Source organism: Microvirga sp. GN3 (assembly GCF_055792825.1).
In genome coordinates this window covers 13533-37370 of the sequence record NZ_JBVVAK010000078.1, presented here as the reverse complement: position 1 = coordinate 37370, position 23838 = coordinate 13533, and the positions used below count along the sequence as shown (strand labels likewise).

General features: G+C 60.7%; 21 protein-coding genes and 3 pseudogenes. 15 read left to right on the top strand and 9 right to left on the bottom strand.

All coding sequences use genetic code 11. The annotated features are described in order from the left end of the window. The first annotated feature begins 361 nt into the window (after positions 1 to 361). The gene (locus ACS5Q1_RS29205; protein WP_473101481.1) at positions 362 to 1396 is read left to right on the top strand and encodes an IS481 family transposase; all 1035 of its coding nucleotides are present in this window, start codon (positions 362 to 364) and stop codon (positions 1394 to 1396) included. Between the two features lie 70 nt (positions 1397 to 1466). On the opposite strand, the pseudogene ACS5Q1_RS29200 reads toward ACS5Q1_RS29205, so the two are convergent. After that, a pseudogene (locus tag ACS5Q1_RS29200) lies at positions 1467 to 1607 on the bottom strand (IS5/IS1182 family transposase); the annotation flags it as partial. Between the two features lie 136 nt (positions 1608 to 1743). Here ACS5Q1_RS29200 and ACS5Q1_RS29195 point away from each other — a divergent pair. Then, a pseudogene (locus tag ACS5Q1_RS29195) lies at positions 1744 to 2714 on the top strand (IS630 family transposase). Between the two features lie 93 nt (positions 2715 to 2807). Here ACS5Q1_RS29195 and ACS5Q1_RS29190 read toward each other — a convergent pair. Beyond that, on the bottom strand, positions 2808 to 3257 hold the full coding sequence (locus tag ACS5Q1_RS29190) for an RbsD/FucU family protein (protein ID WP_473101480.1): 450 nt from the start codon (positions 3255 to 3257) through the stop codon (positions 2808 to 2810). 122 nt (positions 3258 to 3379) lie between these two features. Further along, complete coding sequence (locus ACS5Q1_RS29185) at positions 3380 to 4075, bottom strand: FadR/GntR family transcriptional regulator (RefSeq protein ID WP_473101479.1); 696 nt, start codon at positions 4073 to 4075, stop codon at positions 3380 to 3382. 392 nt (positions 4076 to 4467) lie between these two features. Here ACS5Q1_RS29185 and ACS5Q1_RS29180 point away from each other — a divergent pair, with 392 nt between their 5' ends. The 11 genes and pseudogenes from ACS5Q1_RS29180 (at position 4468) to ACS5Q1_RS29130 (ending at position 16713) form a co-directional block, all read left to right on the top strand. Beyond that, entirely contained in the window at positions 4468 to 6009 is a 1542-nt protein-coding gene (locus ACS5Q1_RS29180; RefSeq protein ID WP_473101483.1) for a sugar ABC transporter ATP-binding protein, read from the top strand. A 79-nt stretch (positions 6010 to 6088) separates the two neighbouring features. Beyond that, the gene (locus ACS5Q1_RS29175; RefSeq protein ID WP_473101482.1) at positions 6089 to 7075 is read left to right on the top strand and encodes an ABC transporter permease; all 987 of its coding nucleotides are present in this window, start codon (positions 6089 to 6091) and stop codon (positions 7073 to 7075) included. Positions 7076 to 7172: 97 nt separating this feature from the next. Further along, positions 7173 to 8120 (top strand): substrate-binding domain-containing protein, encoded by a 948-nt coding sequence (locus ACS5Q1_RS29170; protein ID WP_473101478.1) that lies wholly within the window; start codon positions 7173 to 7175, stop codon positions 8118 to 8120. A gap of 70 nt (positions 8121 to 8190) precedes the next feature. After that, positions 8191 to 9204, top strand: a complete 1014-nt coding sequence (locus tag ACS5Q1_RS29165; RefSeq protein ID WP_473101477.1) for an aldo/keto reductase — start codon at positions 8191 to 8193, stop codon at positions 9202 to 9204. 5 nt (positions 9205 to 9209) lie between these two features. Next, positions 9210 to 10067 (top strand): annotated as a pseudogene (locus tag ACS5Q1_RS29160) (amidohydrolase family protein). Beyond that, complete coding sequence (locus tag ACS5Q1_RS29155) at positions 10061 to 11071, top strand: zinc-binding alcohol dehydrogenase family protein (RefSeq protein WP_473101476.1); 1011 nt, start codon at positions 10061 to 10063, stop codon at positions 11069 to 11071. The pseudogene ACS5Q1_RS29160 and the gene ACS5Q1_RS29155 overlap by 7 nt, the downstream one beginning before the upstream one ends. Next, positions 11071 to 12210 carry a mannitol dehydrogenase family protein gene (locus ACS5Q1_RS29150; protein WP_473101475.1) on the top strand — a complete coding sequence of 380 codons (1140 nt, stop codon included), beginning with the start codon at positions 11071 to 11073 and terminating at the stop codon, positions 12208 to 12210. Before ACS5Q1_RS29155 ends, ACS5Q1_RS29150 begins: the two co-directional genes overlap by 1 nt. Continuing rightward, the gene (locus tag ACS5Q1_RS29145; protein WP_473101474.1) at positions 12200 to 13723 is read left to right on the top strand and encodes a UxaA family hydrolase; all 1524 of its coding nucleotides are present in this window, start codon (positions 12200 to 12202) and stop codon (positions 13721 to 13723) included. Before ACS5Q1_RS29150 ends, ACS5Q1_RS29145 begins: the two co-directional genes overlap by 11 nt. 67 nt (positions 13724 to 13790) lie before the next feature. Further along, positions 13791 to 14522 (top strand): SDR family oxidoreductase, encoded by a 732-nt coding sequence (locus ACS5Q1_RS29140; protein WP_473101473.1) that lies wholly within the window; start codon positions 13791 to 13793, stop codon positions 14520 to 14522. A gap of 23 nt (positions 14523 to 14545) precedes the next feature. Beyond that, positions 14546 to 15391, top strand: a complete 846-nt coding sequence (locus ACS5Q1_RS29135) for a fumarylacetoacetate hydrolase family protein (protein WP_473101472.1) — start codon at positions 14546 to 14548, stop codon at positions 15389 to 15391. A 32-nt stretch (positions 15392 to 15423) separates the two neighbouring features. Further along, a complete protein-coding gene (locus ACS5Q1_RS29130; RefSeq protein WP_473101471.1) occupies positions 15424 to 16713 on the top strand; it encodes an L-fuconate dehydratase in 1290 nt (429 codons plus the stop codon). A gap of 167 nt (positions 16714 to 16880) precedes the next feature. Here the strand turns inward: ACS5Q1_RS29130 and ACS5Q1_RS29125 are convergent, their stop codons facing one another. Continuing rightward, positions 16881 to 17849 (bottom strand): IS5 family transposase, encoded by a 969-nt coding sequence (locus ACS5Q1_RS29125; protein ID WP_473101470.1) that lies wholly within the window; start codon positions 17847 to 17849, stop codon positions 16881 to 16883. Between the two features lie 197 nt (positions 17850 to 18046). Between ACS5Q1_RS29125 and ACS5Q1_RS29120 the strand changes: the two genes are divergently transcribed. Together ACS5Q1_RS29120 and ACS5Q1_RS29115 are read left to right on the top strand one after the other, a co-directional pair. Then, on the top strand, positions 18047 to 18796 hold the full coding sequence (locus ACS5Q1_RS29120) for an SDR family NAD(P)-dependent oxidoreductase (RefSeq protein WP_473101469.1): 750 nt from the start codon (positions 18047 to 18049) through the stop codon (positions 18794 to 18796). 29 nt (positions 18797 to 18825) lie between these two features. Continuing rightward, positions 18826 to 19371, top strand: coding sequence for a 2,4'-dihydroxyacetophenone dioxygenase family protein (locus tag ACS5Q1_RS29115; RefSeq protein WP_473101468.1), 546 nt, complete (start codon positions 18826 to 18828; stop codon positions 19369 to 19371). A gap of 33 nt (positions 19372 to 19404) precedes the next feature. Here ACS5Q1_RS29115 and ACS5Q1_RS29110 read toward each other — a convergent pair whose 3' ends face one another. From ACS5Q1_RS29110 to ACS5Q1_RS29090, 5 genes are all read right to left on the bottom strand, one after another. After that, positions 19405 to 20904 (bottom strand): tripartite tricarboxylate transporter permease, encoded by a 1500-nt coding sequence (locus tag ACS5Q1_RS29110; RefSeq protein WP_473101467.1) that lies wholly within the window; start codon positions 20902 to 20904, stop codon positions 19405 to 19407. A gap of 13 nt (positions 20905 to 20917) precedes the next feature. Then, positions 20918 to 21376, bottom strand: a complete 459-nt coding sequence (locus tag ACS5Q1_RS29105; RefSeq protein WP_473101466.1) for a tripartite tricarboxylate transporter TctB family protein — start codon at positions 21374 to 21376, stop codon at positions 20918 to 20920. A 14-nt stretch (positions 21377 to 21390) separates the two neighbouring features. Continuing rightward, a complete protein-coding gene (locus ACS5Q1_RS29100; RefSeq protein ID WP_473101465.1) occupies positions 21391 to 22365 on the bottom strand; it encodes a Bug family tripartite tricarboxylate transporter substrate binding protein in 975 nt (324 codons plus the stop codon). 143 nt (positions 22366 to 22508) lie between these two features. Beyond that, positions 22509 to 22988: a DUF2938 domain-containing protein gene (locus ACS5Q1_RS29095; RefSeq protein ID WP_473101464.1), complete on the bottom strand. Its 480-nt coding sequence runs from the start codon at positions 22986 to 22988 to the stop codon at positions 22509 to 22511. Positions 22989 to 23032: 44 nt separating this feature from the next. Beyond that, positions 23033 to 23803: an SDR family NAD(P)-dependent oxidoreductase gene (locus ACS5Q1_RS29090; protein WP_473101463.1), complete on the bottom strand. Its 771-nt coding sequence runs from the start codon at positions 23801 to 23803 to the stop codon at positions 23033 to 23035. Positions 23804 to 23838 lie beyond the last annotated feature (35 nt).

The following is a 23838-nucleotide window of genomic DNA, read 5'->3' as shown; positions in this document are numbered from 1 at the left end:
CACGGTGATGGGACCAGACCGGCGGTGGCAAGGCCGGCAAGAGCTAAGGACCAGAACCGCTTGCCGAGGTGCATCATGTCCTCGCGACCGGATCGAACAGCTCATTTATGCGCCGACCGCTGAGCCTGGGAAACTCACGAGTTCGCGGGGACTGGCGAGATCAGGGGTGGAGACAGTTAAGACCTGTTGATGGGGACAAGGCCTCAGGCCAAGCCGAGGCTTGCGATGAGGTGTCAAAATGTGAAGTAGTTGGAACTTAATTTGACAGACGGTGTCGATTGGCTGAGGCCTGAGCCGAGGCCGGGCGCGGAGTGGTCGGGGTGCGCAGCGCCCGGCCTCGGCGTTCACAAGGACCACCGCCATGACCAACGAGCAGAAGATCATCCGCACCAAGGTCGACCTGCTGGAATTGGCCAAGCAGCTCGGCCATGTCAGCCAGGCCTGCCACAGGATGGGCTATTCCCGCGACAGCTTCTACCGCTTCAAGGAGCTCTATGAGACCGGCGGCGAGATGGCCCTGCAGGAGCTGACCCGCCGCAAGCCGCTGCGGGCCAACCGCACTCCACCGGAGGTGGAGGCCGTCATCGTTGAGCTGTCCCTAGAGCAACCCGCCTTCGGCCAGATCCGCATCGCCAACGAGGTGCGCAAGCGCGGTCACTCGATCTCCCCGGCCGGGGTTCGCGGGGTGGGGCAGCGGCATGATCTCGAGACGATGACGAAACGCCTCAAAGCCCTGGAAGCCAAGGTGGCGCAGGAGGGCCTGATCCTGACCGAGAGCCAGTTGGCGGCGCTGGAGAAAGCCAAGACCGAGAAGGAGGCGCATGGCGAGTTCGAAAGCGAGTGCCCCGGTTACTGCGGCGGTCAGGACACCTTCTCCGTCGGCACCATGAAAGGGGTTGGGCGGATCTACCAGCAGACCTTCCTCGACACCTACACCAAGGTGGCGTTCGCCAAGCTGGATGACCGCAAGACGCCGATCACGGCCGCCGACCTGCTCAACGACCGTGTTCTGCCGTTCTTTGATGCTCACGAGGTGAAGCTGTGTCGGGTGCTCACCGCCCGCGGCACCGAGTACTGCGGCAACCCCGAGCACCATGAGTACGAGCTTTATCTCGCCGTGGAGGATGTGGATCACACCCGCACCAAGACCAAGAGCCCGCAGACGAATGGCATCGTTGAGCGCTTCCACAAGACGGTGCTGGATGAGTTCTATCGTGTAGCCTTCCGCAAGAAGATCGATGGCTCGATGGCGGAGCTGCAGGTTGATCTCGATGCCTGGGTGGCGAGTTATAATGAGGAGCGGCCGCATCAGGGCCGGTGGTTCTTTGGCAAGATACCGATGCAGACCTTCCTCGACGCGGTGCCGCTGGCAAAGGAGAAAATGATTGCAGCCTGATCCTGTCGGACAGGCTCAACCCGATCACTCTCCGACGCCGACTGTCCGATCAAATACCGACTACTACACATGCAGCCATCGCGGCGGGTGTCACCCATACCGTCAAGTCGCCGCGCCGACGCAGTGCCGCATCATAGTCCCGCCAATTCTTCACGCGAGAGCGGGCCTTTGAAATCTTGTGGCGGCGCTTTTCATTGACCTTGTAGGGCATACGGCACTCGGCGTCAGAGGACCGCCTCTATACCTCACCACTAGAGCAGCGTCGGTTCTGACTGAATCGTAGGCTTTTCGGCGTTGCGGCTTCGTGATTCACTTGTCTCGAACCTCTTCCTGGGAGGAGATGAGCGATGACCAAGTCCTACTCGCTGGATTTGCGGCGCCGGGTGGCGCGCTTTGTCGAGGCGGGCCATTCCTGCCATGAGGCCGCCCGCCACTTCGAGGTCTCGGTCGCCTGCGTGGTCCGGCTGATGGCGGCCTACCGGGCCACCGGCCGCCTGGCCGCCAAACCGGAGGGCGGCTGGCGCTCCTCCAAGCTCGACCCGTATCGCGAGTTCCGGCTCCAGCGCGTGGCTGAGAAGGGCGACATCACCATGCCGCAACTCGCGGCAGAATTGGCGGCCCGCGGCACCAAGATCCTGCCCGCCTCGATCGCGCGCTGGTTCATCCGCCAGGGCTACAGCATCAAAAAAACGCTGCGGGCCAGCGAACAAGGACGCGCCGACGTGCGCCAGGCGCGCGAGCATTGGCGCAGCAAGCGCCAGCCGCGCATGCGCCAAGAGCCGCACCGGCTGGTGTTTCGCTTCGCGGCCCTTCGGGTCTCGATGAGACCGGCACATCCACCAAGATGACCCGGTTGCGTGGCCGCTGTCTGAAAGGGCAGCGCCTGTATGCCAAGGCGCCCTTCGGCCATTGGAAAACCCAGACCTTTGTCGCCGGGCTGCGTTACAATGAGCTTTGTGCCCCCTGGGTGATCGACGGGCCGATGACCCGGCGCATCTTTGAGATCTCTGTGGAGACCCAACTCGCCCCGACCTTGTCGCAAGGCGATGTGGTCATTCTCGACAACCTGCCGGCGCATAAGAGTGCGAAGGCAGCCCGTTGTCTCAAGCAGAAGGGCGCCTGGTTCCTGTTCCGGCCACCCTACAGCCCGGATTTGAATCCGATTGAACAGGTCTTCTCCCAGATTAAATCGCACTTGCGCAAAGCGGAGGCCCGAACGCTTGATGCGCTCTGGCGCGCCATCGGTGACATTTGCGATCTGGTCGAACCCGAGGCATGCCGCAACTACTTCACCGCTGCCGGATACGGATTCGTCTGAATGCATGTTGCTCTAGTCCGGTCTGACACCCCTGACCGATTTACGCGCCACCGTCCCTTTGTCGTGCTTCATCTCCTCCAATGGTAGTCATGGCTAATTGCCCGCGATCACACCCTTGCGGAATAAAAAGCAGCCATAGGGCCGAGGGTCCCCAACCTGTACGACAGCGAAGGCCGCTTTGGCTGCCTCATAGAACGGGAAGCGGTCTATTCCTGAGAGCGGCGTAGACTTACCTTCCGCAGCATCAATCTCAGCCTGTACCTCCCGCTGCACCTCCGGGATAGCGTTCAGGTCTTCTACAACTCTCATGCGCCTGACTGGGTCCGACACATACGAATCGAGCGGTAAGACGCTCAGGATTGCGCGAGCAGCACGTGCCATCGAAAGGCCAGGCAGCACAAGGAGCTTGCCGGAGATGGTCGCATTCGCAATCGTCTGAGCTGGATGATTGGCGTCCACCAAAGCCAAGTCATCGCCATGGCCCATTGAGGCCAGCACCCAGAGAAGCTCGGGCGATAGTACCGGATCCAGTGATCTGAGCATTTCCGGGTCCTCTTGTGTGATAGATTGAACTTTCCCGATGCTTCCAAGACTTGGCGCCAGGGCGCAGCATCCCTAGAGCCGTCCGGTGCGGAAAACCGGATCCACTTTTTCCGCACGATGTGCTAGCCACCGACCCACCGTTCCTTTGAGGCATGAAGGTGCGCCTGCATCGCGGCTTGCGCCAGCAGAGGATCGGACATCTCAAGAGCCGCATAAATCGCTTCATGTTCCAATAGCGCTGCGGCCCATGTTTCCTGATTGTCGTATCGGACGCTAAGTTGGGCGGAGATCGGACCGTTATGCCGTTCATCGAAAAGGTCGCGAACGATCCGTGCGAGCACCGAATTGCCGCTCAAGGCAGCGATCGTGAGGTGAAATTTGCGATCGAGTTCCAGGGGATAGCGACCTTTCGCAATCTCGGCCCGCATGGCCTCGATCGTCTCGTTGACAGAGGCAAGAGCAACAGGCGTCATGCGCGCGCAAGCCAACGCTACGACCGCGCCCTCTACCGCCGCGCGCGCCTGCATGAGTTCCGACGGGCTTTCCCCCTTTGACCGCATAATGTTGGCTTCCCGCTCTGCGGGCTTGCAAACGTAGACGCCCGACCCTGACCTGATTTCGACGATCCCGTCGATCTCCAGCGCGATGAGTGCCTCGCGCAACGAAGGGCGCGACACACCAAGTTGCTGGGTCAACTCACGCTCCGCCGGAAGCCGGGTGCCCGGCGGAAAGTGCCCATTCTGGATCAGTGTGCGGATCTGGTCCGCAATCTGCTGATAAAGGCGCCGAGGCTCGATTTGCTTGATTTGACCCGACATGTCAGTTGATCGTAGCGGTAAGGCCACCTGCATAGAGGAAATTGGCCTTACCATACCTGCTATGGTGCCGAGTGACAACTCAGTATCTTGTTATGGCAAGGAAAATTCAATGATCACACTTTCGGATCCGGTGATGCTCCGACGTCCTTGTCAGGCCAATTGGCGAATTTTTGGCAAACTGGCTTGACCAATTCTACCGCATTCACATAGTTTGCCTTCAACAGACCTGATGACGCCGATCTGGACCTCAGCAGTCCCGCAAAGAACGGGACAGGTCCCGGCCATAATGCGAGTCGGATTAGGGAGGTAAGATGCGAGGCTTGATCGCCCGTTCTCGCAATGGAACAAGCCCAGCAACCGCGGCTGACGGCGACTGGCGCGCATCGGCAGCAATGGCGGGTGCAGGCCGGGCCCATCAATCCATTCAACAGGGCAAAACCATCCTCCGGCTGGAAGATGTAACGAAGGAATTCCCAGGTGTCCGGGCCCTAAGCCATGTCCGCTTCGACCTGCGCTCCGGCGAGGTCCATGCGGTATGCGGCGAGAACGGCGCCGGCAAATCAACCCTGATGAAGATCATCAGCGGCCTCTATCAGCCAGATGGCGGCACCATCGTCTATAAGGAACAGCCTCGTCGCTTCGCGTCCTCGCTCGAGGCGGAAGCAGCCGGCATCGCAATCATCCACCAGGAACTGAACCTGGTCCCTCACCTGTCGGTCGCGGAAAACATCTATCTCGCCCGCGAACCGAAGCGCGGTCTGTTTATCGACCGGGCGAAGCTGCGCTCGGACGCTCGCCGTTGCCTCGACCGCCTGGGCGTCGATATCGATCCTGACGCTCCGGTCAGAAACCTTTCGGTTGCGCGATGCCAAATGGTCGAGATCGCCAAGGCCCTGTCGCTCGATGCCGAAGTCCTCATTATGGACGAACCCACCTCGTCCCTGACGGAGTCGGAAACGCACCTGCTCTTCAAGGTCATCCGCGACTTGAAGCAATCCGGTGTGGGGATCGTCTACATTTCCCACCGTCTGGAGGAAATGAAGGAGATCGTCGACCGAGTGACGATTCTGCGCGACGGACGCTATGTCTCGACCGACGATTTCGGGGCGGTCACGGTCGACGAGATCGTCGCTCGCATGGTCGGGCGCTCCCTTGAAGAGAAGTTTCCCGAAAGGACATCGAAGCCGACCGAGGAGGTTCTGTTCTCCGTCGAGGGACTGGCACGCAAGGGCGTGTTCCACGACGTCAGCTTCACACTGCGCCGCGGCGAGATCCTGGGATTTGCCGGGCTCATGGGCGCAGGGCGGACCGAGGTTGCCCGCGCCATCTTTGGAGCTGATCCGCATGATGGCGGAACGATTTCTTTTGGCGGAAGGAAGCTGTCGATCCGCTCGCCCAGGGATGCGATTGCGGACGGTATCGCCTACCTCTCGGAAGACCGTAAGAGCCAAGGCCTCGCGATCAAGATGTCCGTGGCGCAGAACATGACGCTCGCCAACACCGACGAAGTCTCCAATGGCTTCGGCTTCATCGATTTCAAGAAGGAAGCACGCGTTGCTCAGCAATATGTCAATCTGCTGAACATCCGCACGCCCTCCATCCATCAAGTCGCGCGCCTCCTTTCCGGCGGCAACCAGCAGAAGATCATCATCGGCAAATGGCTGTTCCGAGACTCGCGCGTCCTATTCTTCGACGAGCCGACCCGCGGCATCGACGTCGGCGCCAAGTATGCAATCTACAAAGTCATGGACGAGCTCGCCGCGAAAGGAATCGGCGTAGTTCTGATCAGCTCCGAACTTCCCGAAATCCTTGGAATGACGGACCGAGTTGCGGTCTTCCATGAGGGTCATCTAACCAAGATCCTCAACACCCGCGACACCAACCAGGAAGAAATCATGCATTATGCCTCCGGCTATGGCCGGAACGAGCAGTGAGGGCACAATGGCAAGCCTGATGAACGATACGCAGAAGGACCTGATCCCGGTCGGCGAGCAACGTAAGGACCGGTTCCAGATGAGCGACCGGCAGAAGGACCTGATCCAGAAATTCGCCGCGCTCGGCAGCCTGATCGCACTGATGCTGATCTTCTCCTTGACGAGCAGCGCGTTCTTTAGCGTCAACAATGCGATGACCATTGCATTGCAGGTCACGTCAATCGGCATTCTCGGGATCGGGGCCACATGCGTGATCATCACGGGTGGCATTGACCTCTCCGTCGGATCAGTCCTAGCCCTTGCCGGCGTGATCGCTGCGCTCGCTGTGAAGGAAGTCGGCATGCCCGTCCCGCTGGCAATGCTCACAGGCATCCTGGTCGGCTCCTTGTGCGGTGCCATCAATGGCCTTTGCGTCACGCACTTGAAGCTTCCGCCCTTCATTGCAACCCTAGGAATGATGATGGTTGCTCGCGGTGTCGCACTCCAGACCACCGGCGCCCGTGCAGTATCCGGACTGGGTGAATCCTTCGGCGAACTTGGGAACGGAGCTTTTCTCCGGATCGTGAATTTCGACGCAAACGGCTTTCCTGACGTGGTGTTCCCAGGAATCCCCTACCCCGTTATTCTGATGGTCGTGATCGCGATCGCCGTATCGCTAATGCTGAACCGCACGGTTCTCGGACGTCACATTTATTCAATCGGCTCCAATGCTGAGGCGGCAAGACTCTCCGGCGTCAATGTCAACCGCGTCACCCTCTTCACCTATGTACTGTCCGGAACCCTTGCAGGTCTGACCGGCTGCGTGCTGATGTCCCGCCTTGTCACGGCCCAGCCGAACGAGGGCGTGATGTATGAGCTCGACGCCATCGCCAGCGCCGTCATCGGCGGCACCTCCCTCATGGGCGGGGTGGGCACGATTTCAGGTACAGTGATCGGCTCGTTCGTGATCGGCATCCTCCGTAACGGCCTCAACATGAACGGCGTATCTGCCTTTACCCAGCAGATCATTATCGGCCTCGTCATTCTGGGAACCGTTTGGATCGATCAGTTGCGTAACCGCCGCTGACGGTACTCCCGCAGCGTCATCATCGAAAACAGAAGGAAGGTCAGCTTCCCACTATTTATCGAAAGTCCACTATCTACAAAATCTTATGGAGTGAAGCATGCGCAAGATCATCCCGGGCATCCTGGCCTCAGCCGTTATGTTGTGGGCAGCGTCTGCCAGCGCGGCGGACAAGGAAATCGCCGTCATCGTCAAAACGGTCAACTCGACCTTCTGGCAGAACGTCCAGAAAGGCGTCGATGCAGCCCACAAGGAACTCGGAAGCGGCTATAGCCTGACCTTCCAGGGACCGGCTTCAGAGTCCGCCATTGCAGACCAAGTCAACATGGTCGAGAATGCCGTCAACCGGAAGGTCGCGGGCATCGTGCTGGCCCCATCCGACCCGGACGCGCTTGTGCCTGCCATCAAGAAGGCGTGGGAAGCCAGAATCCCCGTTGTTCTGATCGACTCGCAAATCGCCGAAAGCGGTAAGCAGTATTATCAGGCCTTCCTTGCAACCGATAATCAGAAAGCCGGAGAGCTGTCGGCAAAGGCGTTGGTCGACCGGATCGGCACCACCGGCAAGGTCGCCATCATGTCCTACGTGGCAGGAGCAGGCTCGGAGATTGGCCGCGTTGGGGGCTTCACTAAGTACATCAAGGAGCACTCCAAGCTAGAGATCGTCGGACCGTTCTATTCGCAGTCCCAGATGGCGACTGCCCTCAACCAGACGACCGACGTGCTGGCATCCAACCCGGATCTGAAGGGCATCTTCGGCGCTAACGAACCAACGGCCATCGGCATGGCCCGCGCGCTTGTCCAATCCGGCAAGGCCGGTCGCGTTGTAACCATCGGCTTCGACGGCAACCAGGATCTCCAGAACTTCGTGCGCGATGGCACTCTTGCGGCCATCGCTGTCCAAGGCTCCTTCCAGATGGGGCAGCTCGGCGTTCAAACCATCGCTAAGGTCATCAAGGGCGACAAGGTCGAGAAGTTCCTCGACACGGGCGTGGTGATGGTCACGAAAGACAATCTCGAGCAGCCGGAAGCCAAGAACGTCCTGTACTAACCCCTTTCCTCTCCTGCATGCGCCGCTTCGACCGGGACGCGGCGCATGCTCTCCGGCCCAGGTACAATCCATGAAAGTTTCCGACCGCCGCCCTCTTCCCCGCAAAGACCTATCCCTGACCGTCATGGGCCTGGGCTGCGCCCAGATGGGGGGTCTTTATCGTTCCACCGGCTATGCCGAGGCCAATGCCGCTGCCGACGCCGCATGGACCAAAGGGATCCGCTATTTCGACACCGCTCCGTATTACGGCTACACGCGGTCCGAGCGGCGCGTCGGAGTTATGCTGAGTGATCGGGACCGCGATGAGTTCGTCATCAGCACGAAGGTCGGCCGCCTAATGGTGCCCGATGACACCATCGGGGCCGACGAGAACGGCTGGGTCAAGCCCCTGCCGTTCCGCCCGACCTACAACTACACTTACGACGCCATTCTTAGGTCCTTTGAGGACAGCCAGCAGCGTCTGGGGCTCGTCCATATCGACATCCTCTACGTCCATGACATCGGTCGCTATACCCATGGCGACCGGCACGAACATTACTGGGAGCAGCTCACCAAAGGCGGCGGCTTCCGGGCGCTGGATGAACTCTGCAAGGGCGGGCGCGTCACGGCTGTCGGCCTTGGCGTCAACGAGGCAGAGGTCGTGCATGACGCCATGCAGGAATTCAACCTCGACGTGACCATGCTCGCGGGCCGTTATACGCTTCTCGAGCAGGCGAGCCTTCCCCTCCTCGACAAATGCGCGCGCGCGGGCAATGCCATTGTGATTGCGGGTCCATTCAACTCCGGCATCCTCGTTGGCAACAACAAGTTCAACTACGATGACGCACCTGCAAATGTCGTTAACCGGGTACAATCTCTCAGGGCCGTTTGCGACGAGTTCGGCGTAGCTCTGCCCGCCGCGGCCCTCCATTTTACCACGGCCCACCCGGCCGTCGTCTCATGCGTGTCCGGAGCCCGCACGGCCCAGCAGCTCGAAACCAACGTCACCTGGTTTGAAAGCACGATTCCGGCAGAGTTCTGGACAACCCTCAAGGACCGCGGGTTAGTGGCGGACGAAGCCCCTCTCCCACTCGCACTCGCGTGATGTCCATGCGGGTCGACTCTCACCAGCATTTCTGGCGACTGCGCGACCGCGTCGGCCAGTGGCCGCCGCCGGATCTTGCTGCCATCCTTCGGGACTTCCTGCCGCCGGACCTTGAACCGATGCTCACGGCATGCGGGATCGACGGCACCGTTCTCGTGCAGTCACAGCCCAGCATGGACGATACCGAGTTCATGCTGGACCTGGCGGACCAGCACGCTTTCATCCTCGGTGTTGTGGGATGGGTCGAGCTCAAGGATCCTCATGCACCGGAGCATATTGCCCAGCTCGCTTCGCACCCGAAGCTCAAGAGCCTGAGGCCGATGCTCCAGGAGATCGCCGAGGTGGAATGGATTGCCGATCCGAGACTGTCCCCGGCCATCGCTGCGATGAAGGACCACGGTCTCCAGTTCGATGCGCTGGTCATGCCGCAGCACCTCAAGGCCCTCACCGTTTTCGCAAGGCGCCATCTTGATCTTCACATTGTCATCGATCATGGAGCAAAGCCGCAGATAGCGACCGGACATTTCCGCGAATGGCGCGTGACCAGGGCGGATCTCGCAGCTCAGGCGAATGTCTATTGCAAGCTGTCCGGTCTCCTCACTGAGGCTGGACAACGGCGGGAGGCCGCTGCGCTTCGCCCCTATGTCGAAACGCTCCTGGAGCTTTTCGGTGCCGAGCGCATTCTCCGGGGAAGCGACTGGCCGGTCCTCCGCCTTGCCGGTGAGTACTAGGACTGGCTCACGATGTGCCTCGAATTCATCCCGGTCGAACACCATGCCGCAGTTTTTGGCGGCAATGCCTCCACCTTTTATGGGCTGGACCAGGACCAGTACCGCAGTTCCAACCGAGCAGGATCATGCTGACCGTTATTTGCGATACACCCGGCACTCTTAGCGCTATCGATCGGCCGAAGCCGGTACGGGGAGAGCGTGATGTCCTCGTGCGCATCAGGCGGGTCGGCGTATGCGGCACGGATCTGCATATCTTCACGGGCAACCAGCCCTATCTGTCCTATCCGCGCATCATGGGCCATGAACTCTCCGGAACGGTAGAGGAAGCACCAGCGAACAGCGGCGTGTCGGCTGGCGACACGGTCTGCATCATTCCATACATCACCTGCGGCCATTGCCACGCCTGCCAAAGAGACAAGAGCAATTGCTGCCGCAATATCCAGGTTCTCGGCGTCCATTGCGACGGTGGCATGACGGAATACCTGAGCCTGCCGCAGCAATTCGTGCTCAAGGCGGATGGAATAAGCCTCGACGGTGCGGCGATGGTGGAATTCCTGGCAATCGGTGCCCACGCCGTGCGCCGCAGTGACGCCGAGGCTGGTCAATGTGTTCTTGTGGTAGGCGCCGGGCCCATCGGCATGGCTGTCGCGATCTTTGCCAAGCTCCGAGGAGCCGAGGTGACCATGCTCGACAGCCGGAGCGACCGCCTGGACTTCTGTGAGACCCATCTCGGGGTTGCGGCCACCGTGCGGACCGGCCTGGACGACGAGGAACGTCTCTCGGCCATCACGGGCGGCGACTTTTTCGACATCGTGTTCGACGCGACAGGTAACGCGAGGGCGATGGAGCGCGGCTTCCGGTTCGTGGCCCATGGTGGAAACTATGTTCTTGTCTCGATTGTAAGCAGCGACATCACCTTCTCCGATCCGGAGTTCCACAAACGGGAGACGACGTTGTTGGGCAGCCGCAACGCCACCCGCGAGGATTTCGAGACAGTGCTGACGGCCATGCGGAGCGGCTTGATCCCGATCCGAGCCCTGAACACTCATCGGATGACGCTCGGCGATGTTCCGGACCAATTCCGCAACCTGCTCGATCCCACGGCAGGAGTCGTCAAAGCGCTGGTGGAGGTCTGATGCCGGATCTTCCCCCCATCTTGCAGTTCGGCACCAGCCGCTTTCTGCAAGCCCACGCAGACCTTTTCATCTCCGAGGCCCTTGCGCGAAACGAAGCGCTTGGCGGTGTTGCCGTGGTTCAAACAACCCCCAGCCCAGAAAGCGCAGCTCGTGTGGCCGCACTCTCAGGAGGATCTGGTTATCCCGTCCGGATCCGCGGCCTAAGAAATGGAAAGCAGGTCGATGAGGAAAGACACAGCCAGTCGATCCGTCTGGCCCTTCAGGCGGATCGTGACTGGGAGGAGGTCCGCCGGATCGCAGTCGAGGACGCTCAGGCGATCTTGTCGAATACCGGCGACCGCGGCTTCCAGCTTGACCCGCAGGACGGCCCCGATCTCGCCTATCATTACGATAAGACACCGCGCAGTTATCCCGCAAAGCTGGCGATGCTACTTCTTGAACGCTGGCAGTCGCGCTCAGGGGCTCCGCTGTCGATTTTTCCCTGTGAGCTGATTTCCCGCAATGGCGATCAATTGCGCGACATCGTGTGCGGGCTGGCAAGAGATTGGTATCTTCCGGCGGGCTTCACCTCGTATGTGCGGGATCACTGCCGGTGGGCGAATAGCCTGGTCGACCGGATCGTCTCCGAGCCCATCCACCCGATCGGCGCCATTGCCGAGCCTTACGCCCTATGGGCGATTGAAGATCAGCCGGATCTTGTTCTTCCCTGCCGTCACGAGGCCATCGTGGTCACGGATGATTTGGCCAGATATGAGCGGCTGAAGCTTTATGTGCTGAACCTCGGTCACAGCTTCCTGGCGGAACGCTGGCTCGCGGAAGGCCGGCCTGCCGAGGAAATCGTGCTCGATGCGATGAACGATCCTGCCCTGCGGCAGGAATTAGAAGCCGTCTGGGCTGAGGAAGTGTTGCCGGTGTTCGCCGCGGAAGGCCTCGGGGCAGAGGCCACTGCCTATGTGGCAGAGGTACGGGAACGTTTTCTCAATCCATTCCTCCACCATCGGCTCTCCGATATCGCCCAGAACCATCGTGAGAAGAAGCGCCGCCGAATGACACCGGCGGTGGCAATGGCCGAGCAATTCGGACTGACGATTTCCCAGTCCCGCCTACGGGCCGCTTTGGAGAGCAAGCATGGACTCTAATGCCTTCACTGCCCTCCTGTTGAATGCGAACGATACCGTCGCGACCCACCAAATCCCTCAAGGCTCCACCGTCCATGCCGGTGATCACCTCATTACGACTCACGCGGCTATTCCGAGTGGCCATAAGGTCGCCATACGAGCAGTCGGGCCGGATGACCCGGTCCTGAAATACGGACAGGTGATGGGTTACGCGACGGCGGCGATCACGTCCGGGGACCATGTCCATACCCACAATGTTGGCATGGCAACGCCAACGCTGGCCCATAGCTTTGGGCAGAACCACCAACCGGTTGAGCCCCTTGCCGATGAGTTGACGTTCGACGGCATCGTCCGATCAGACGGTCGTGTGGCAACCCGCAACTACATCGGCATCGTGTCGAGCGTGCATTGCTCCGCCACCGTATGCCGCCTCATTGCAGAGGAATTCAGGGGCGACTCCCTGCGTGACTATCCCAATGTCGATGGAGTTGTGGCCATCACCCATAGCAGTGGCTGTGGCATGAGCGGCAGCGGCGAAGGCTTGGAACTGCTTCGTCGCACCCTCAACGGCTATGCCAATCACCCGAACTTCGCCGGTGTTGTCGTGATCGGTCTGGGTTGCGAGGTCAACCAGGTCGCTCCTCTTGTCGCAGCGCTCTCCGCTCGCGCTCCTGGCCTAACCGCGATCCTCACCATCCAGGAAGAAGGCGGAACCCGGGAAACGGTTGAAAAAGGTATCGCCGCAGTCAGGGCGATGCGTCCGCAGGTCAACGCCATCACGCGCTCGCCCGTTTCCGCCCGACACCTCACCGTAGGGCTCCAGTGTGGTGGTTCCGACGGTTATTCCGGCATCAGCGCCAATCCGGTCCTTGGGGTCACGGTCGATCTTCTGGTGCACCACGGCGGTACCGCAATCCTCTCTGAGACACCCGAAATCTATGGCGCCGAGCACCTGCTGACCGCCCGCGCTGCAACACCTGCCATCGCCGAGAAACTGCTCGCCAGAGTGAGGTGGTGGGAGGACTACATGGCGCTGCACAGGGGGGACATGAACAACAACCCCTCTCCTGGGAATAAGTCAGGCGGCATTACAACCATCCTGGAAAAATCATTGGGCGCTATCGCCAAGGCAGGCAATACTGGCCTCATCGACGTCTACGAATATGCCCAGCCCGTGACGGCATCGGGCCTCGTCTTCATGGATACGCCGGGCTACGACCCCGTGTCGGCCACGGGACAGGTCGCGGGCGGAGCGAACCTCATCTGCTTCACGACAGGGCGCGGCTCCACCTATGGCTGCAAGCGTGCCCCCTCACTCAAGATCGCGACGAACACGGCGCTCTATCAGCGCATGAGCCTCGACATGGACTTCAATGCCGGAACCATCGTCGATGGGAGCCAGACGATCCAGGAAGCGGGGAAAGCTCTCTTCAGGCTGATGCTGGAGACAGCATCAGGTACGGCGACTTGCAGCGAGAAACACGGGCTCGGCGATAACGAGTTCGTTCCCTGGCAGCTCGGCGCGGTGATGTGAGGAATGATGCGAGCCCCTTCGCGTTTTTGGATGCTGAACCCGGGATTGAAAAGAAAGAAGAGAATTCATGAGCATGCTTGCAGGAAAGACCATTCTGCTGACGGCGGCCGCGCAGGGGATCGGCAGAGCCTCAGCGTTCGCATTCGCCCGTGCCGGAGCCAGGGTTCACGCGACAGACATCAACCAGGCGCTGCTGGACGAGCTGAAGGGGCAACAAAGCATTGTCACTCACCGGCTCGACGTCCTCGACGATAATGCCATTAAGGCGACCATTTCCGAAATTGGCCCCATCGACGTTCTGTTCAACTGCGCCGGCTATGTCCATGCCGGAACAATCCTGGAGATGAAAGTTTCCGACCTCGACTTCGCATTCGATCTCAATGTGAAGTCGATGGTGCGCACGATCCGCGCCGTGCTCCCGGGTATGCTCGAGCGGAAGGATGGAGCCATTATCAATATGGCCTCTGTCGCTAGCAGCATCAAAGGCGTGCCGAACCGCTGTGCCTATGGAGTGACGAAGGCTGCCGTTCTTGGCCTCACTAAGGCAATCGCCGCTGACTACATCGCTCATGGCATCCGCTGCAACGCAATCTGCCCCGGCACGGTCGAAAGCCCGTCGCTCGTCGAAAGGCTGAAGGCGCAAGGCGACTACGAGGCAGCGCGCGCCGCATTCATCGCCCGTCAGCCCGTCGGACGCATCGGAACGCCTGAAGAGATCGCGGATCTCGCGGTCTACCTGGCTGGGGCAACCTACACCTCAGGTCAAGCCTATTCGATTGACGGCGGCTGGACGATCTGATCTCAGACTTAAGGAGAAGAGAAATGAAGCTGTTGCGCTTTGGGAAGCCGGGCTCGGAACGTCCAGGCCTATTGGACGATAACGGCAACATCCGCGACCTGTCCGGCCGGGTGAATGACATCGCTGGAAACGTGCTGGATCCCAATCTCCTTTCGGAATTGAGCGCGCTCGATGTGCAGTCTCTCCCCATCGTGCAGGGGAGTCCGCGCATCGGACCCTGTGTGGCCGGCACGGGTAAGTTCATCTGCGTCGGTCTTAACTACTCCGACCATGCCGCGGAGACGGGCGCGACAGTTCCGCCAGAACCGATCATCTTCATGAAGGCCACGTCGGCCATCGCCGGTCCGAACGACACACTGCTCATTCCCCGTGGCTCGCAGAAGACGGATTGGGAGGTCGAACTCGGCGTCGTGATCGGACGGACCGCCAAGTATGTGAGCGAGGCAGAGGCTTTGGACTATGTCGCCGGCTACTGCACCGTGCATGATGTGTCCGAGCGTGCCTTTCAGACCGAGCGCCACGGTCAATGGACCAAGGGCAAGTCTTGCGACACCTTTGGGCCCATCGGTCCCTGGCTTGTAACCAAGGATGAGGTGGCGAACCCTCAGAATCTCCCCATGTGGCTGAACGTCAATGGCGAGACGATGCAGAGTGGCTCAACGAAGACCATGGTCTATGGTGTGGCATATCTGGTTTCCTACCTCAGCCAATTCATGTCCCTCCACCCCGGCGACATCATCAGCACCGGCACGCCTCCCGGCGTCGGCATGGGCATGAGGCCGCCGCGCTATCTGAAGCCAGGCGATGTCGTCGAGCTCGGGATCGAGGGGCTCGGATCGCAGAAGCAGCAAGTCAGAGCGGACGGCTGAGGCCACCTCCCCATCATTAAGGGCAACGTGCCATGACCCGCATCACAGACCTTCAAACATTTGATTTGCGTTTTCCCACCTCTCAGCACCGCGACGGGTCGGACGCCATGAATCTGGACCCGGACTACTCCGCCGCCTATGCGCTGCTCAAGACCGACAGCCCCGACCTGTCGGGTCATGGTCTTACCTTTACGATCGGGCGCGGCAATGATATCTGCTGCGCCGCGATCGAGGCGATGCGTCACCTCGTGGTGGGCCTCGACCTAGACTGGGTGAAGGAAAACCCCGGGCGGTTCTGGCGCTATCTCACCGGGGACAGCCAGCTGCGCTGGATTGGCCCTGACAAGGGCGCGATTCACCTCGCCACGGGAGCCGTGGTGAATGCCGTGTGGGACCTCTGGGCCAAGGAGGCTGGCAAGCCTGTCTGGGAACTCGTCTCCGACATGAGCCCAGAGGAGATCGTCCGCATTATCGACTTCCGCTATCTCACCGACGCGGTCACTCCGGAGGAAGCACTGGAGATCTTCCGCCGGGCAGCCGACGGCAAGGCCGAGCGGAAAGCCATCCTGCGCCGGGAAGGCTACGCCTGCTACACCACGTCGGCGGGTTGGCTCGGCTACAGCGACGAGAAGCTGGCGCGTCTCGCCTCTGAGGCGGTCGAGGCGGGATTCCGCCATATTAAAATGAAGGTGGGCCGTGATCTCGAGGACGACATCCGCCGCCTACACATCTGCCGGGAAGTGATCGGCCCTGATATCAAGATGATGATCGATGCCAATCAGGTATGGGAGGTCGACCAGGCCATCGACTGGATCAAGCAGCTGCAGTTCGCCCAGCCCTACTTCATCGAGGAGCCGACGAGCCCCGATGACGTAGAGGGTCACCGCAAAATCCGCGAGTCCGTTGCGCCCGTCAAAGTTGCGACGGGCGAGATGTGCCAGAACCGCATTCTGTTTAAGCAATTCATCACCCGCGGAGCTATCGATATCGTCCAGATCGATGCCTGCCGGATGGGTGGCCTCAACGAGGTGCTGGCCGTGCTGCTTATGGCGGCCAAATTCAACCTTCCCGTATGGCCGCATGCAGGCGGTGTCGGCTTGTGCGAGTACGTGCAGCACCTGTCGATGATCGATTATCTATGTGTCTCGGGCACCAAGGAAGAGCGGGTGATCGAATACGTCGATCACCTGCACGAGCATTTCGTCGATCCCTGCGTGATCCGGAACGCGGCTTACATGCCGCCCCAGCGGCCTGGGTTCTCCATCGAGATGAAGGAGGCCTCGGTCCGACAGCATATCTTCCGCGGTTCTGTCGCAGCTTAGGCAACCGCGAGAAACAGCAGCGGCGCTCCTCTCGGCCTGTCCCTCAGGACGAAAGGGCGTCGCGTTTATCATTTGGGCTAAGAATCTGGTGCCCAATAGTCCGACAATAGGAGGCTGTGTTGCACGGATCGGTTGGTGGACGCACTGAGCCCACCCCAAGCCTTTGCTTAAGCGACGCGGACGGACTTCGGGCGTCCAAGCTCAAGCATGCGGTTTAGGGCCTGAATGGCGATGGCGACCTCCGTCGTGCGACGCCGGTCCGTCCGCGAACGCACTGCATCTCCGATCACTCGTTTAAGCCGGCCGAGAGCTGACTCCACGAGGGCACGACGCGTGTACCCGGATGCCTTCTGCCAACCCATGCGTCCATGTTCGGCGATGCTTTGGAGATGCCGGTCGCGCTGGGTTGGAGCGGTCTCCCCATTCTCGCTCAGCACTGCCGTTGATCGGAGTGGAACGATGACTTCAGCATCAGGATGGTGCTTGCCGACGGTGCCGTAGACACCCGCTTGATCGTAGGCTCCATTACCGGTGAAGGAGGCAAGTGGGCCTGTGATCTGGTCGAGCAAAGGCCCAACTTGTGAGCCATCATCGACCTCATTGGCGGTCAGCTCTGAGGCGAGGATCTGCCCGGTCTCAGCATCGACGCCGATGTGCAGCTTTCGCCAGGCGCGCCGCCTTCGGGTGCCATGCTTCTCGACCAGCCATTCCCCGGGTCCGCATAGCCGCAGGCCCGTGCTGTCGACCAGCAGGTGAACAGGTCCTCCGGAGCTCGGGCATGGCTTTGGCATCTCCAGAGTTTCGGCCCGGCGGCTCAGGGTTGAGTGATCCGGCACCGCCAGATCCAGACCAAGGAGTTGGAGGATCGAGCCAATCAGGCCTTCGGTCTGACGGAGCGCCAGCCGAAACACCGCCCGCAGCGTCAGGGCTGTTCGGATCGCCAGAGCGGAATAGTGCGGCTGACCGCCTCGTGTCGTACGCGGCTCGGCCCGCCAGGCGGCAATCGCCTCGTCAGAGAACCAGACGATGAGACTTCCCCGTTGGCGCAGGGCGGCATCGTATTCGGACCAGTTCGTCACCCGGTGCCGCTGTCTCGGAATGCGGTGTCGGCGAGCGGCATTGGTCTTGAACGGCACGGTAGAAATCCGAGATCAGGAGGGCACAGCCTTCCTATGACACCCAGATCAAGGCACCAGCCCGCCCATTTGTGCAACAAGTTGATACGCTTAGACAGTCCGACGGTCCATGGTAGATTAGGTTTGATCAACCTCGTCAAAGCACTATGTTTTGTCTCCGCCAGGTCTTCGATCAACATCCTGAAGAGAAAAGCTGCATGCCGATCACTGATGCCTTCGCCTCTCATCTGTTCATTGGCCAAACTGTTCTGATCACGGGCGGCACAAGCGGAATCGGCCTTGCCTGCGCGAAGGCTTTCCGAGACCTGGGCGCCAACGTGACGGCGACGGGAGCGAGTGAAACTGAGCGGATGCGCGCGGCGGACGACGAGACCAACGCAGGAATCTCGTTTGTGGTTCTCGACGTACGTGATGGTCCGTCGATCGACCATTTGCTCACGCATTTCAACCGCCTGGATGTCTTGGTCAACGCCGCGGGCGTGATCCGCCGAGACATGGAGCACGACCCGGAGGTCTTCGCAGACGTCATCTCAGTCAACCTGACCGGCGCCATGCGGGTCTGCTCCGCCGCGAAAGCAAGGCTGTGCGAAACCAGGGGTTCGGTGGTCAATATCGCGTCCATGCTCACCTTCTTCGGCGGTCCCCGGGTTCCGGCCTATAGTGCCTCGAAGGGCGGCGTCGGCCAACTGACCAAGAGCCTCGCCGCCGCATGGGCGTCCGACGGCATCCGCGTCAATGCCGTTGCACCGGGCTGGATCGCGACGCCTCTAACGCAGGCTCTGCAGGATGACCCGGAGCGCAGCGCCCCGATCCTGTCCCGCACTCCCATGGGCCGCTGGGGTACACCGGAGGAAGTGGCCGGGGGCGCCGTCTTCCTGGCATCGCCCGCGGCTCGGTTTGTGACGGGCGCCATCCTGGCCATCGATGGCGGCTATCTGACTGTTTGACCACAACTCGCCTCAGAGGAGCAGATCGCATGTCCAGCCCAGAGCCCACCTCCCCCGGCACCCCCATGAACGACAAGTGGGTGCCCTACCGGCATCCGCAGCCGAAAGACTCCCCGCCCGAGCTCGTGATCCCGAATGCCATTCCAACGGACGAACGGATCTGGGTTCCTGTGGAGGAGAACGTATGGTTCCGACCGCTGCTGCTTGCGGCCTCGCGCGGGTACTGGATGAACCTGCTGCGGGTGCGGAAGTCAGGCGTGCTCTCGCGCCATCGCCATCCCCAACCGGTGCATGCCTTTGTGCTTAAGGGAGAATGGCGGTACCTGGAGCATGATTGGATCGCCACCGAGGGCTCCTATGCCTACGAGGCCCCCGGCGAGACGCATACGCTGGTCGTCGATCCGCACGTCGAGGAGATGATCACCCTGTTCCAGGTGAACGGAGCCATGATCTACGTCGATCCGGACGGCAATGCGACCGGCTTCGACGACGTCTTCACGCGAATCGAGAAGTGCCGGGCGCATTATGCGAAGAACGGACTCGGAGCCGACTACATCGACCAGTTCATCCGTTGACGGCAATCTGTGCAGGTTCCGATCGCCTGATCGTCAGCCCTGCCATGGCATTGCAGTCTTTCTGGAGCGCAGCGCCATGAGCAGCACCGGCGCTAGCCAGATCAGCAGCGTTGCGACCCCGAGCGCGCCTGAGATCGGCCGCTCGAAGAAGGCAAGATAGCTGCCGTCCGATTTGATCATGGAGGTCACGAAATTCTCCTCAAGCATCGGCCCGAGCACAATGCCAAGGATGCAAGGAGCGACAGGAATATCGTTCTCCTCCATCAGAAAGCCGAGCACGCCAAACACCAGCATCACGGCCACGCCGAAGGCGGAGTTGTTGATGGCAAAGGCCCCCACAATGCAGAACATGAGAATGCACGGCATCAGGATCTCGCGTGGAATGCGCAGAATGGTCCTGGCACCCTTGATGGCGACCCACCCCAAGGGCAGCATCACTAGATTGGCCAGGATGAAGATAATAAACACCGCATAGATGTACTGTGGATTGTTCAGAAAGATCGTCGGGCCTGGGTTCATGTTCTTTAGGTAGAGCACCCCGATCACGATGGCCGTGATACTGTCGCCAGGGATACCGAAGACGAGCGCCGGAACCCAGGCGCCTGCAAGTGCGGCATTATTCGAGGATGTACTCTCGATGATTCCTTCTACGTGCCCCTTTCCGAACTTCTCGGGAGTGCGGGACATTTTCTTGCTGACCGCGTAACTGACCCAGGCTGCGATATCGGCCCCCGCCCCCGGCAGCGCGCCGATAATCGTGCCCAGCACATTGCCGCGCAGCTGCTGCGGCCAGTACTGCACCATCATCCGCCCCCAGCCTCGGAAGAGATTGCCGATCACGGCCTGCGGCGCGGTCTGGATGCTATGGGAGATGGCAAACCGAAAGACCTCGGATACGGCGAACAGGCCAATCATCGCCGCAATGAAGTTCACGCCTCCGGTGAGTTCGGCGTTTCCGAAGGTGAAGCGGGGCACGCCGGCTGGATTGTTCAGCCCGATGGTCGAAACAAACAGGCCGATGAACAGGCTCATGAGCCCCTTCACTGGCGATCCCGTTCCGATGAACACCGCACAGGTCAAACCGAGCAGTGCCATCCAAAAATACTCGAAGGAGCTGAACTGCAAGGCGACCTCGGCGAGAGCCGGGGCGGACAGGATCAGCACGAATGTGCCAAATAATCCTCCGATGGCCGAGAAGAGCAGGTTAGCGCCAAGGGCGATCTCCCCCTCACCGTTGCGAGTCATCATGTAGGCTTCGTCTGTGTAGGCCGCCGACGCGGGCGTTCCCGGGATGCGCAGCAGCGTGCCGGGGATGTCGCCGGCGAAGATGGCCATGGCAGAGCAGGTCACCATGGCTCCCACCGCCGGAACAGGATCCATGAAGAAGGTCACTGGCACCAGGAGCGCGATCGCCATCGTGGCAGTCAGGCCGGGAATTGCGCCGACCACGAGCCCGAACAGGGCTGCGAGAAAGATGGTCACCAGCACCGCCGGCTGGAACACGAGGCCGAAAGCTGTCTGGATTGCGCTCATGACATCATCAGAGTCAGGGCCCAAGCAGCCCGAGTGGGAGGGGGACGCGCAACAATCCGACGAAGGTCTGGTGTATCAGGATCGTTGCTGCGACCGCTACGGCTGCAGCGATCCACCAGCGGATGCCCATCATCAGCAGAAACACCAGCAGGATGAGGATTGAGATCGGCACGAAACCGAGTGTCGGCGTGGCGAGGATGTAGGCCAGGATCAAGGCGAAGACCATGGCGAGCCTCACCCAGGCATGGTGGGTGCGAGCCCAGGCGTTCCAAACCACAGCGCCCTGCCAATGTCGGCGACCTGAGGCAATCAGCAGGACGCCGCAGCCCGCGAGGCCAATGGCAATGAGCATTGGAAAGACGGCCGCGCCGTATTCCTGTCCCGGGATGGCCGGGAGTGTCCTCGCATAGGCGAACACAGCGATCGCGAAGGCGAGGAGCACGGCTCCAGTGATGGCATCGTTGACGCGCATCGAGGTCAGCCGGGTTACTTCGCCAATCCGACCTTTTTCATGACTGCCCCAAGATCCTCGTCGCTCTTCTTCCAGAATGCCAGGAACTCCTCGCCCGCCGCAAACTTCACGCCGAAGCCCCGCTGGCTCATGAAATCATTGTACTCCTTGCCCTTGTAGATCTTGTCCAGGGCATCAGCGAGCCGCTTCGTAATGTTCGCAGGCAGACCCTTCGGTCCGACGATGCCGCGCCACGCGCCGATCGCCCATTGGCTGCCGGTCTGCTCCGCAAGCGTGGGAACGTTCGGAAACGCCGGGTTGCGTTCGGGGTTCATGATAGCAATGCTCTTCACACGCCCAGCGTCGATGAGAGAACGCGCCTCCGGGAGCGAGCAGGGCGCAATCTCGACGCCGCCTGCGACGAGGTCCTGAAGTCCGGGCGCGGCACCCTGGCTCGGCACCCAGCGGACGGTACTAGGATCGATGTTGAGGCTGTCGAGCATGCCGGCGATTGCCAGGTGCCAGATGCCGCCCTGCCCCGTCCCCGACGCCTTGAACTTGCCGGGGTTCTTCTTGATATCCTCCACGAGGTCGTTCACGGTTTTATAAGGCGCGTCGGCGCGCACCTGAACGCCGGCCGGATCAAGGTTCATTAAGGCAATGGGTGTATAGTCCTTGTAGTCGCGCTGGGTGAGACCCTGCCAATGCAGCATGCCAATCTCGACCGTTGCAAGCCCGAGCGTGTACCCATCCGGCGCTGCCGCGGCAATCGCCTCATGCCCCACGACGCCGCTGCCCCCGGTTCTGTTGACGACGTTGACTGGCTGGCCAAGCTCCTTCTCAAGCAGGGAGCCGATGATGCGGGCGGTTGCATCTGTGCCGCCGCCAGCGGCCCAGGGAACGATGATGGTGATCGGTCGCTCAGGATAGGCGGCCCATGCATACTCGATAGCCGAGACCAGCGAAACGGCAGCAACGGCCAGTGTCTTCAGGAAACCACGACGCAGCATTCTTTCCTCCCGATGCGCCGGCTCCTCGTTTTCCTGGAGCCGGTCTTTGGCTTAGGTTGAGTCACGAAAACATTATTGGCAAGCCTTACTTATTTTCCACTTCACGATTACCTGATGTCCTGTGGCATCTCCCTGCGATAATCCTACCGAACAAGGAACGCGCTCCCGTATAGCCCGAAACCAAAGACGATATTGCCGGCAATGTTGATCACCCTGATCTGTTTGGCGTTGGGCCGTTTCGAGGCAGCAATGCCCGCTCCCATGCCGGGCTGGAGCAGAAACCATCCGGCTCCCACGGTGATGATGCCCACGGCGAGTGCGGGAGCCAATGTCGGCGCCGACGCCCAATCCGGGCGCGTGAACACCAGGAGGGCGCAGGCATAGACAATGCCGATGACATAGTGCCCAATCCAGCCGACCGCACGCTCGAAAGGATAGGCGCGCGCGAGCGCGATGTCGTCGTGAAAGACACTGGCATCGGTCAGGTGGCAGAACCAGCGTCCCACCAGCCCCCAGTTCGGCGCGGGCACCTTAAAGAACCGCTGCAGGAGCAGAGCCCAGAGATCGAGCAGCGCCGTTGCGCCAACTCCGATGAGGACTGTGCGGCTGAGAAAATCAAACATCTGTTCAGGTCCCCTCCTGATATCCGCTCGAACACAGAGTGCCTCTAGGGCATGTATTGGCCCCCATTCACCTCCATCACCTGCCCCGTGACGTAGCCGCTAAGCCGATTAGAGGCGAGGTAGAGAAAGGCGCCGACGCAATCCTCCGGCGTACCAAGGCGATCCATGGGTATGGTGGCCTGCAAGGCGGCAAGCTGCTCCGGGGTCGAATAGCGTTCGTGGAACGGAGTCATGATGACGCCAGGTGAAACCGCGTTGACCCGGATGCCGTCCTTCAACCCCGCGTTGCCACTGAGATAAATCCCTTGGCCGCGGCATAGATAACAGAGCCCGGCCCCCCTGTGGCGGGCTGCGATCGACGACACATTGATGATGGAGCCTCCGCCGTGCGCCCGCATGTGCGAAACGCTCTCGCGAATGAAGCGCACGACATGCTCGACATTCAGTGCAAGAACGGCATCTACGTACTCGTCCGAGTAATCCTTGATCAGCGTCCGCCTGACGAGGCCGCCGGCATTGTTGACGAGAACGTCGAGCCGGCCGAAATGCTCAACAGTCTCGGCCACGACCCACGCCGCTGCCTCGGGCTCGGTCACGTCCGCTTGAATCAGTAACGCCTCCCCACCAGCCGCCCTTACCTCTTCGGCAACCTGCCGCGCCGGATCTTCGCTGGCATTGTAATGGATCGCCACGCGCGCCTTATTGTGACCGAACGCGACTGCGGCCGCTGCTCCGATACCGGTGCTCGCGCCGGTGATGAGGATGACCTTTCCAGCAAGGTCGGGAATGGTGGGATAGATTTCAGGAGCGGTCACTACGGGAACTCCGGTAACGAGTTAAGAAAGAAGAG

Bases quoted from the DNA above. Each gene is read 5' to 3' on its own strand.
- ACS5Q1_RS29100 (WP_473101465.1), bottom strand. From the start codon at position 22,365: ATGCTGCGTCGTGGTTTCCTGAAGACACTGGCCGTTGCTGCCGTTTCG.
- ACS5Q1_RS29175 (WP_473101482.1), top strand. From the start codon at position 6,089: ATGAGCGACCGGCAGAAGGACCTGATCCAGAAATTCGCCGCGCTCGGC.
- ACS5Q1_RS29095 (WP_473101464.1), bottom strand. From the start codon at position 22,988: ATGTTTGATTTTCTCAGCCGCACAGTCCTCATCGGAGTTGGCGCAACG.
- ACS5Q1_RS29180 (WP_473101483.1), top strand. From the start codon at position 4,468: ATGGCGGGTGCAGGCCGGGCCCATCAATCCATTCAACAGGGCAAAACC.
- ACS5Q1_RS29185 (WP_473101479.1), bottom strand. From the start codon at position 4,075: ATGTCGGGTCAAATCAAGCAAATCGAGCCTCGGCGCCTTTATCAGCAG.
- ACS5Q1_RS29120 (WP_473101469.1), top strand. From the start codon at position 18,047: ATGCCGATCACTGATGCCTTCGCCTCTCATCTGTTCATTGGCCAAACT.
- ACS5Q1_RS29190 (WP_473101480.1), bottom strand. From the start codon at position 3,257: ATGCTCAGATCACTGGATCCGGTACTATCGCCCGAGCTTCTCTGGGTG.
- ACS5Q1_RS29205 (WP_473101481.1), top strand. From the start codon at position 362: ATGACCAACGAGCAGAAGATCATCCGCACCAAGGTCGACCTGCTGGAA.
- ACS5Q1_RS29165 (WP_473101477.1), top strand. From the start codon at position 8,191: ATGAAAGTTTCCGACCGCCGCCCTCTTCCCCGCAAAGACCTATCCCTG.
- ACS5Q1_RS29110 (WP_473101467.1), bottom strand. From the start codon at position 20,904: ATGAGCGCAATCCAGACAGCTTTCGGCCTCGTGTTCCAGCCGGCGGTG.
- ACS5Q1_RS29140 (WP_473101473.1), top strand. From the start codon at position 13,791: ATGAGCATGCTTGCAGGAAAGACCATTCTGCTGACGGCGGCCGCGCAG.
- ACS5Q1_RS29135 (WP_473101472.1), top strand. From the start codon at position 14,546: ATGAAGCTGTTGCGCTTTGGGAAGCCGGGCTCGGAACGTCCAGGCCTA.
- ACS5Q1_RS29105 (WP_473101466.1), bottom strand. From the start codon at position 21,376: ATGCGCGTCAACGATGCCATCACTGGAGCCGTGCTCCTCGCCTTCGCG.
- ACS5Q1_RS29155 (WP_473101476.1), top strand. From the start codon at position 10,061: ATGCTGACCGTTATTTGCGATACACCCGGCACTCTTAGCGCTATCGAT.
- ACS5Q1_RS29170 (WP_473101478.1), top strand. From the start codon at position 7,173: ATGCGCAAGATCATCCCGGGCATCCTGGCCTCAGCCGTTATGTTGTGG.
- ACS5Q1_RS29115 (WP_473101468.1), top strand. From the start codon at position 18,826: ATGTCCAGCCCAGAGCCCACCTCCCCCGGCACCCCCATGAACGACAAG.
- ACS5Q1_RS29150 (WP_473101475.1), top strand. From the start codon at position 11,071: ATGCCGGATCTTCCCCCCATCTTGCAGTTCGGCACCAGCCGCTTTCTG.
- ACS5Q1_RS29130 (WP_473101471.1), top strand. From the start codon at position 15,424: ATGACCCGCATCACAGACCTTCAAACATTTGATTTGCGTTTTCCCACC.
- ACS5Q1_RS29145 (WP_473101474.1), top strand. From the start codon at position 12,200: ATGGACTCTAATGCCTTCACTGCCCTCCTGTTGAATGCGAACGATACC.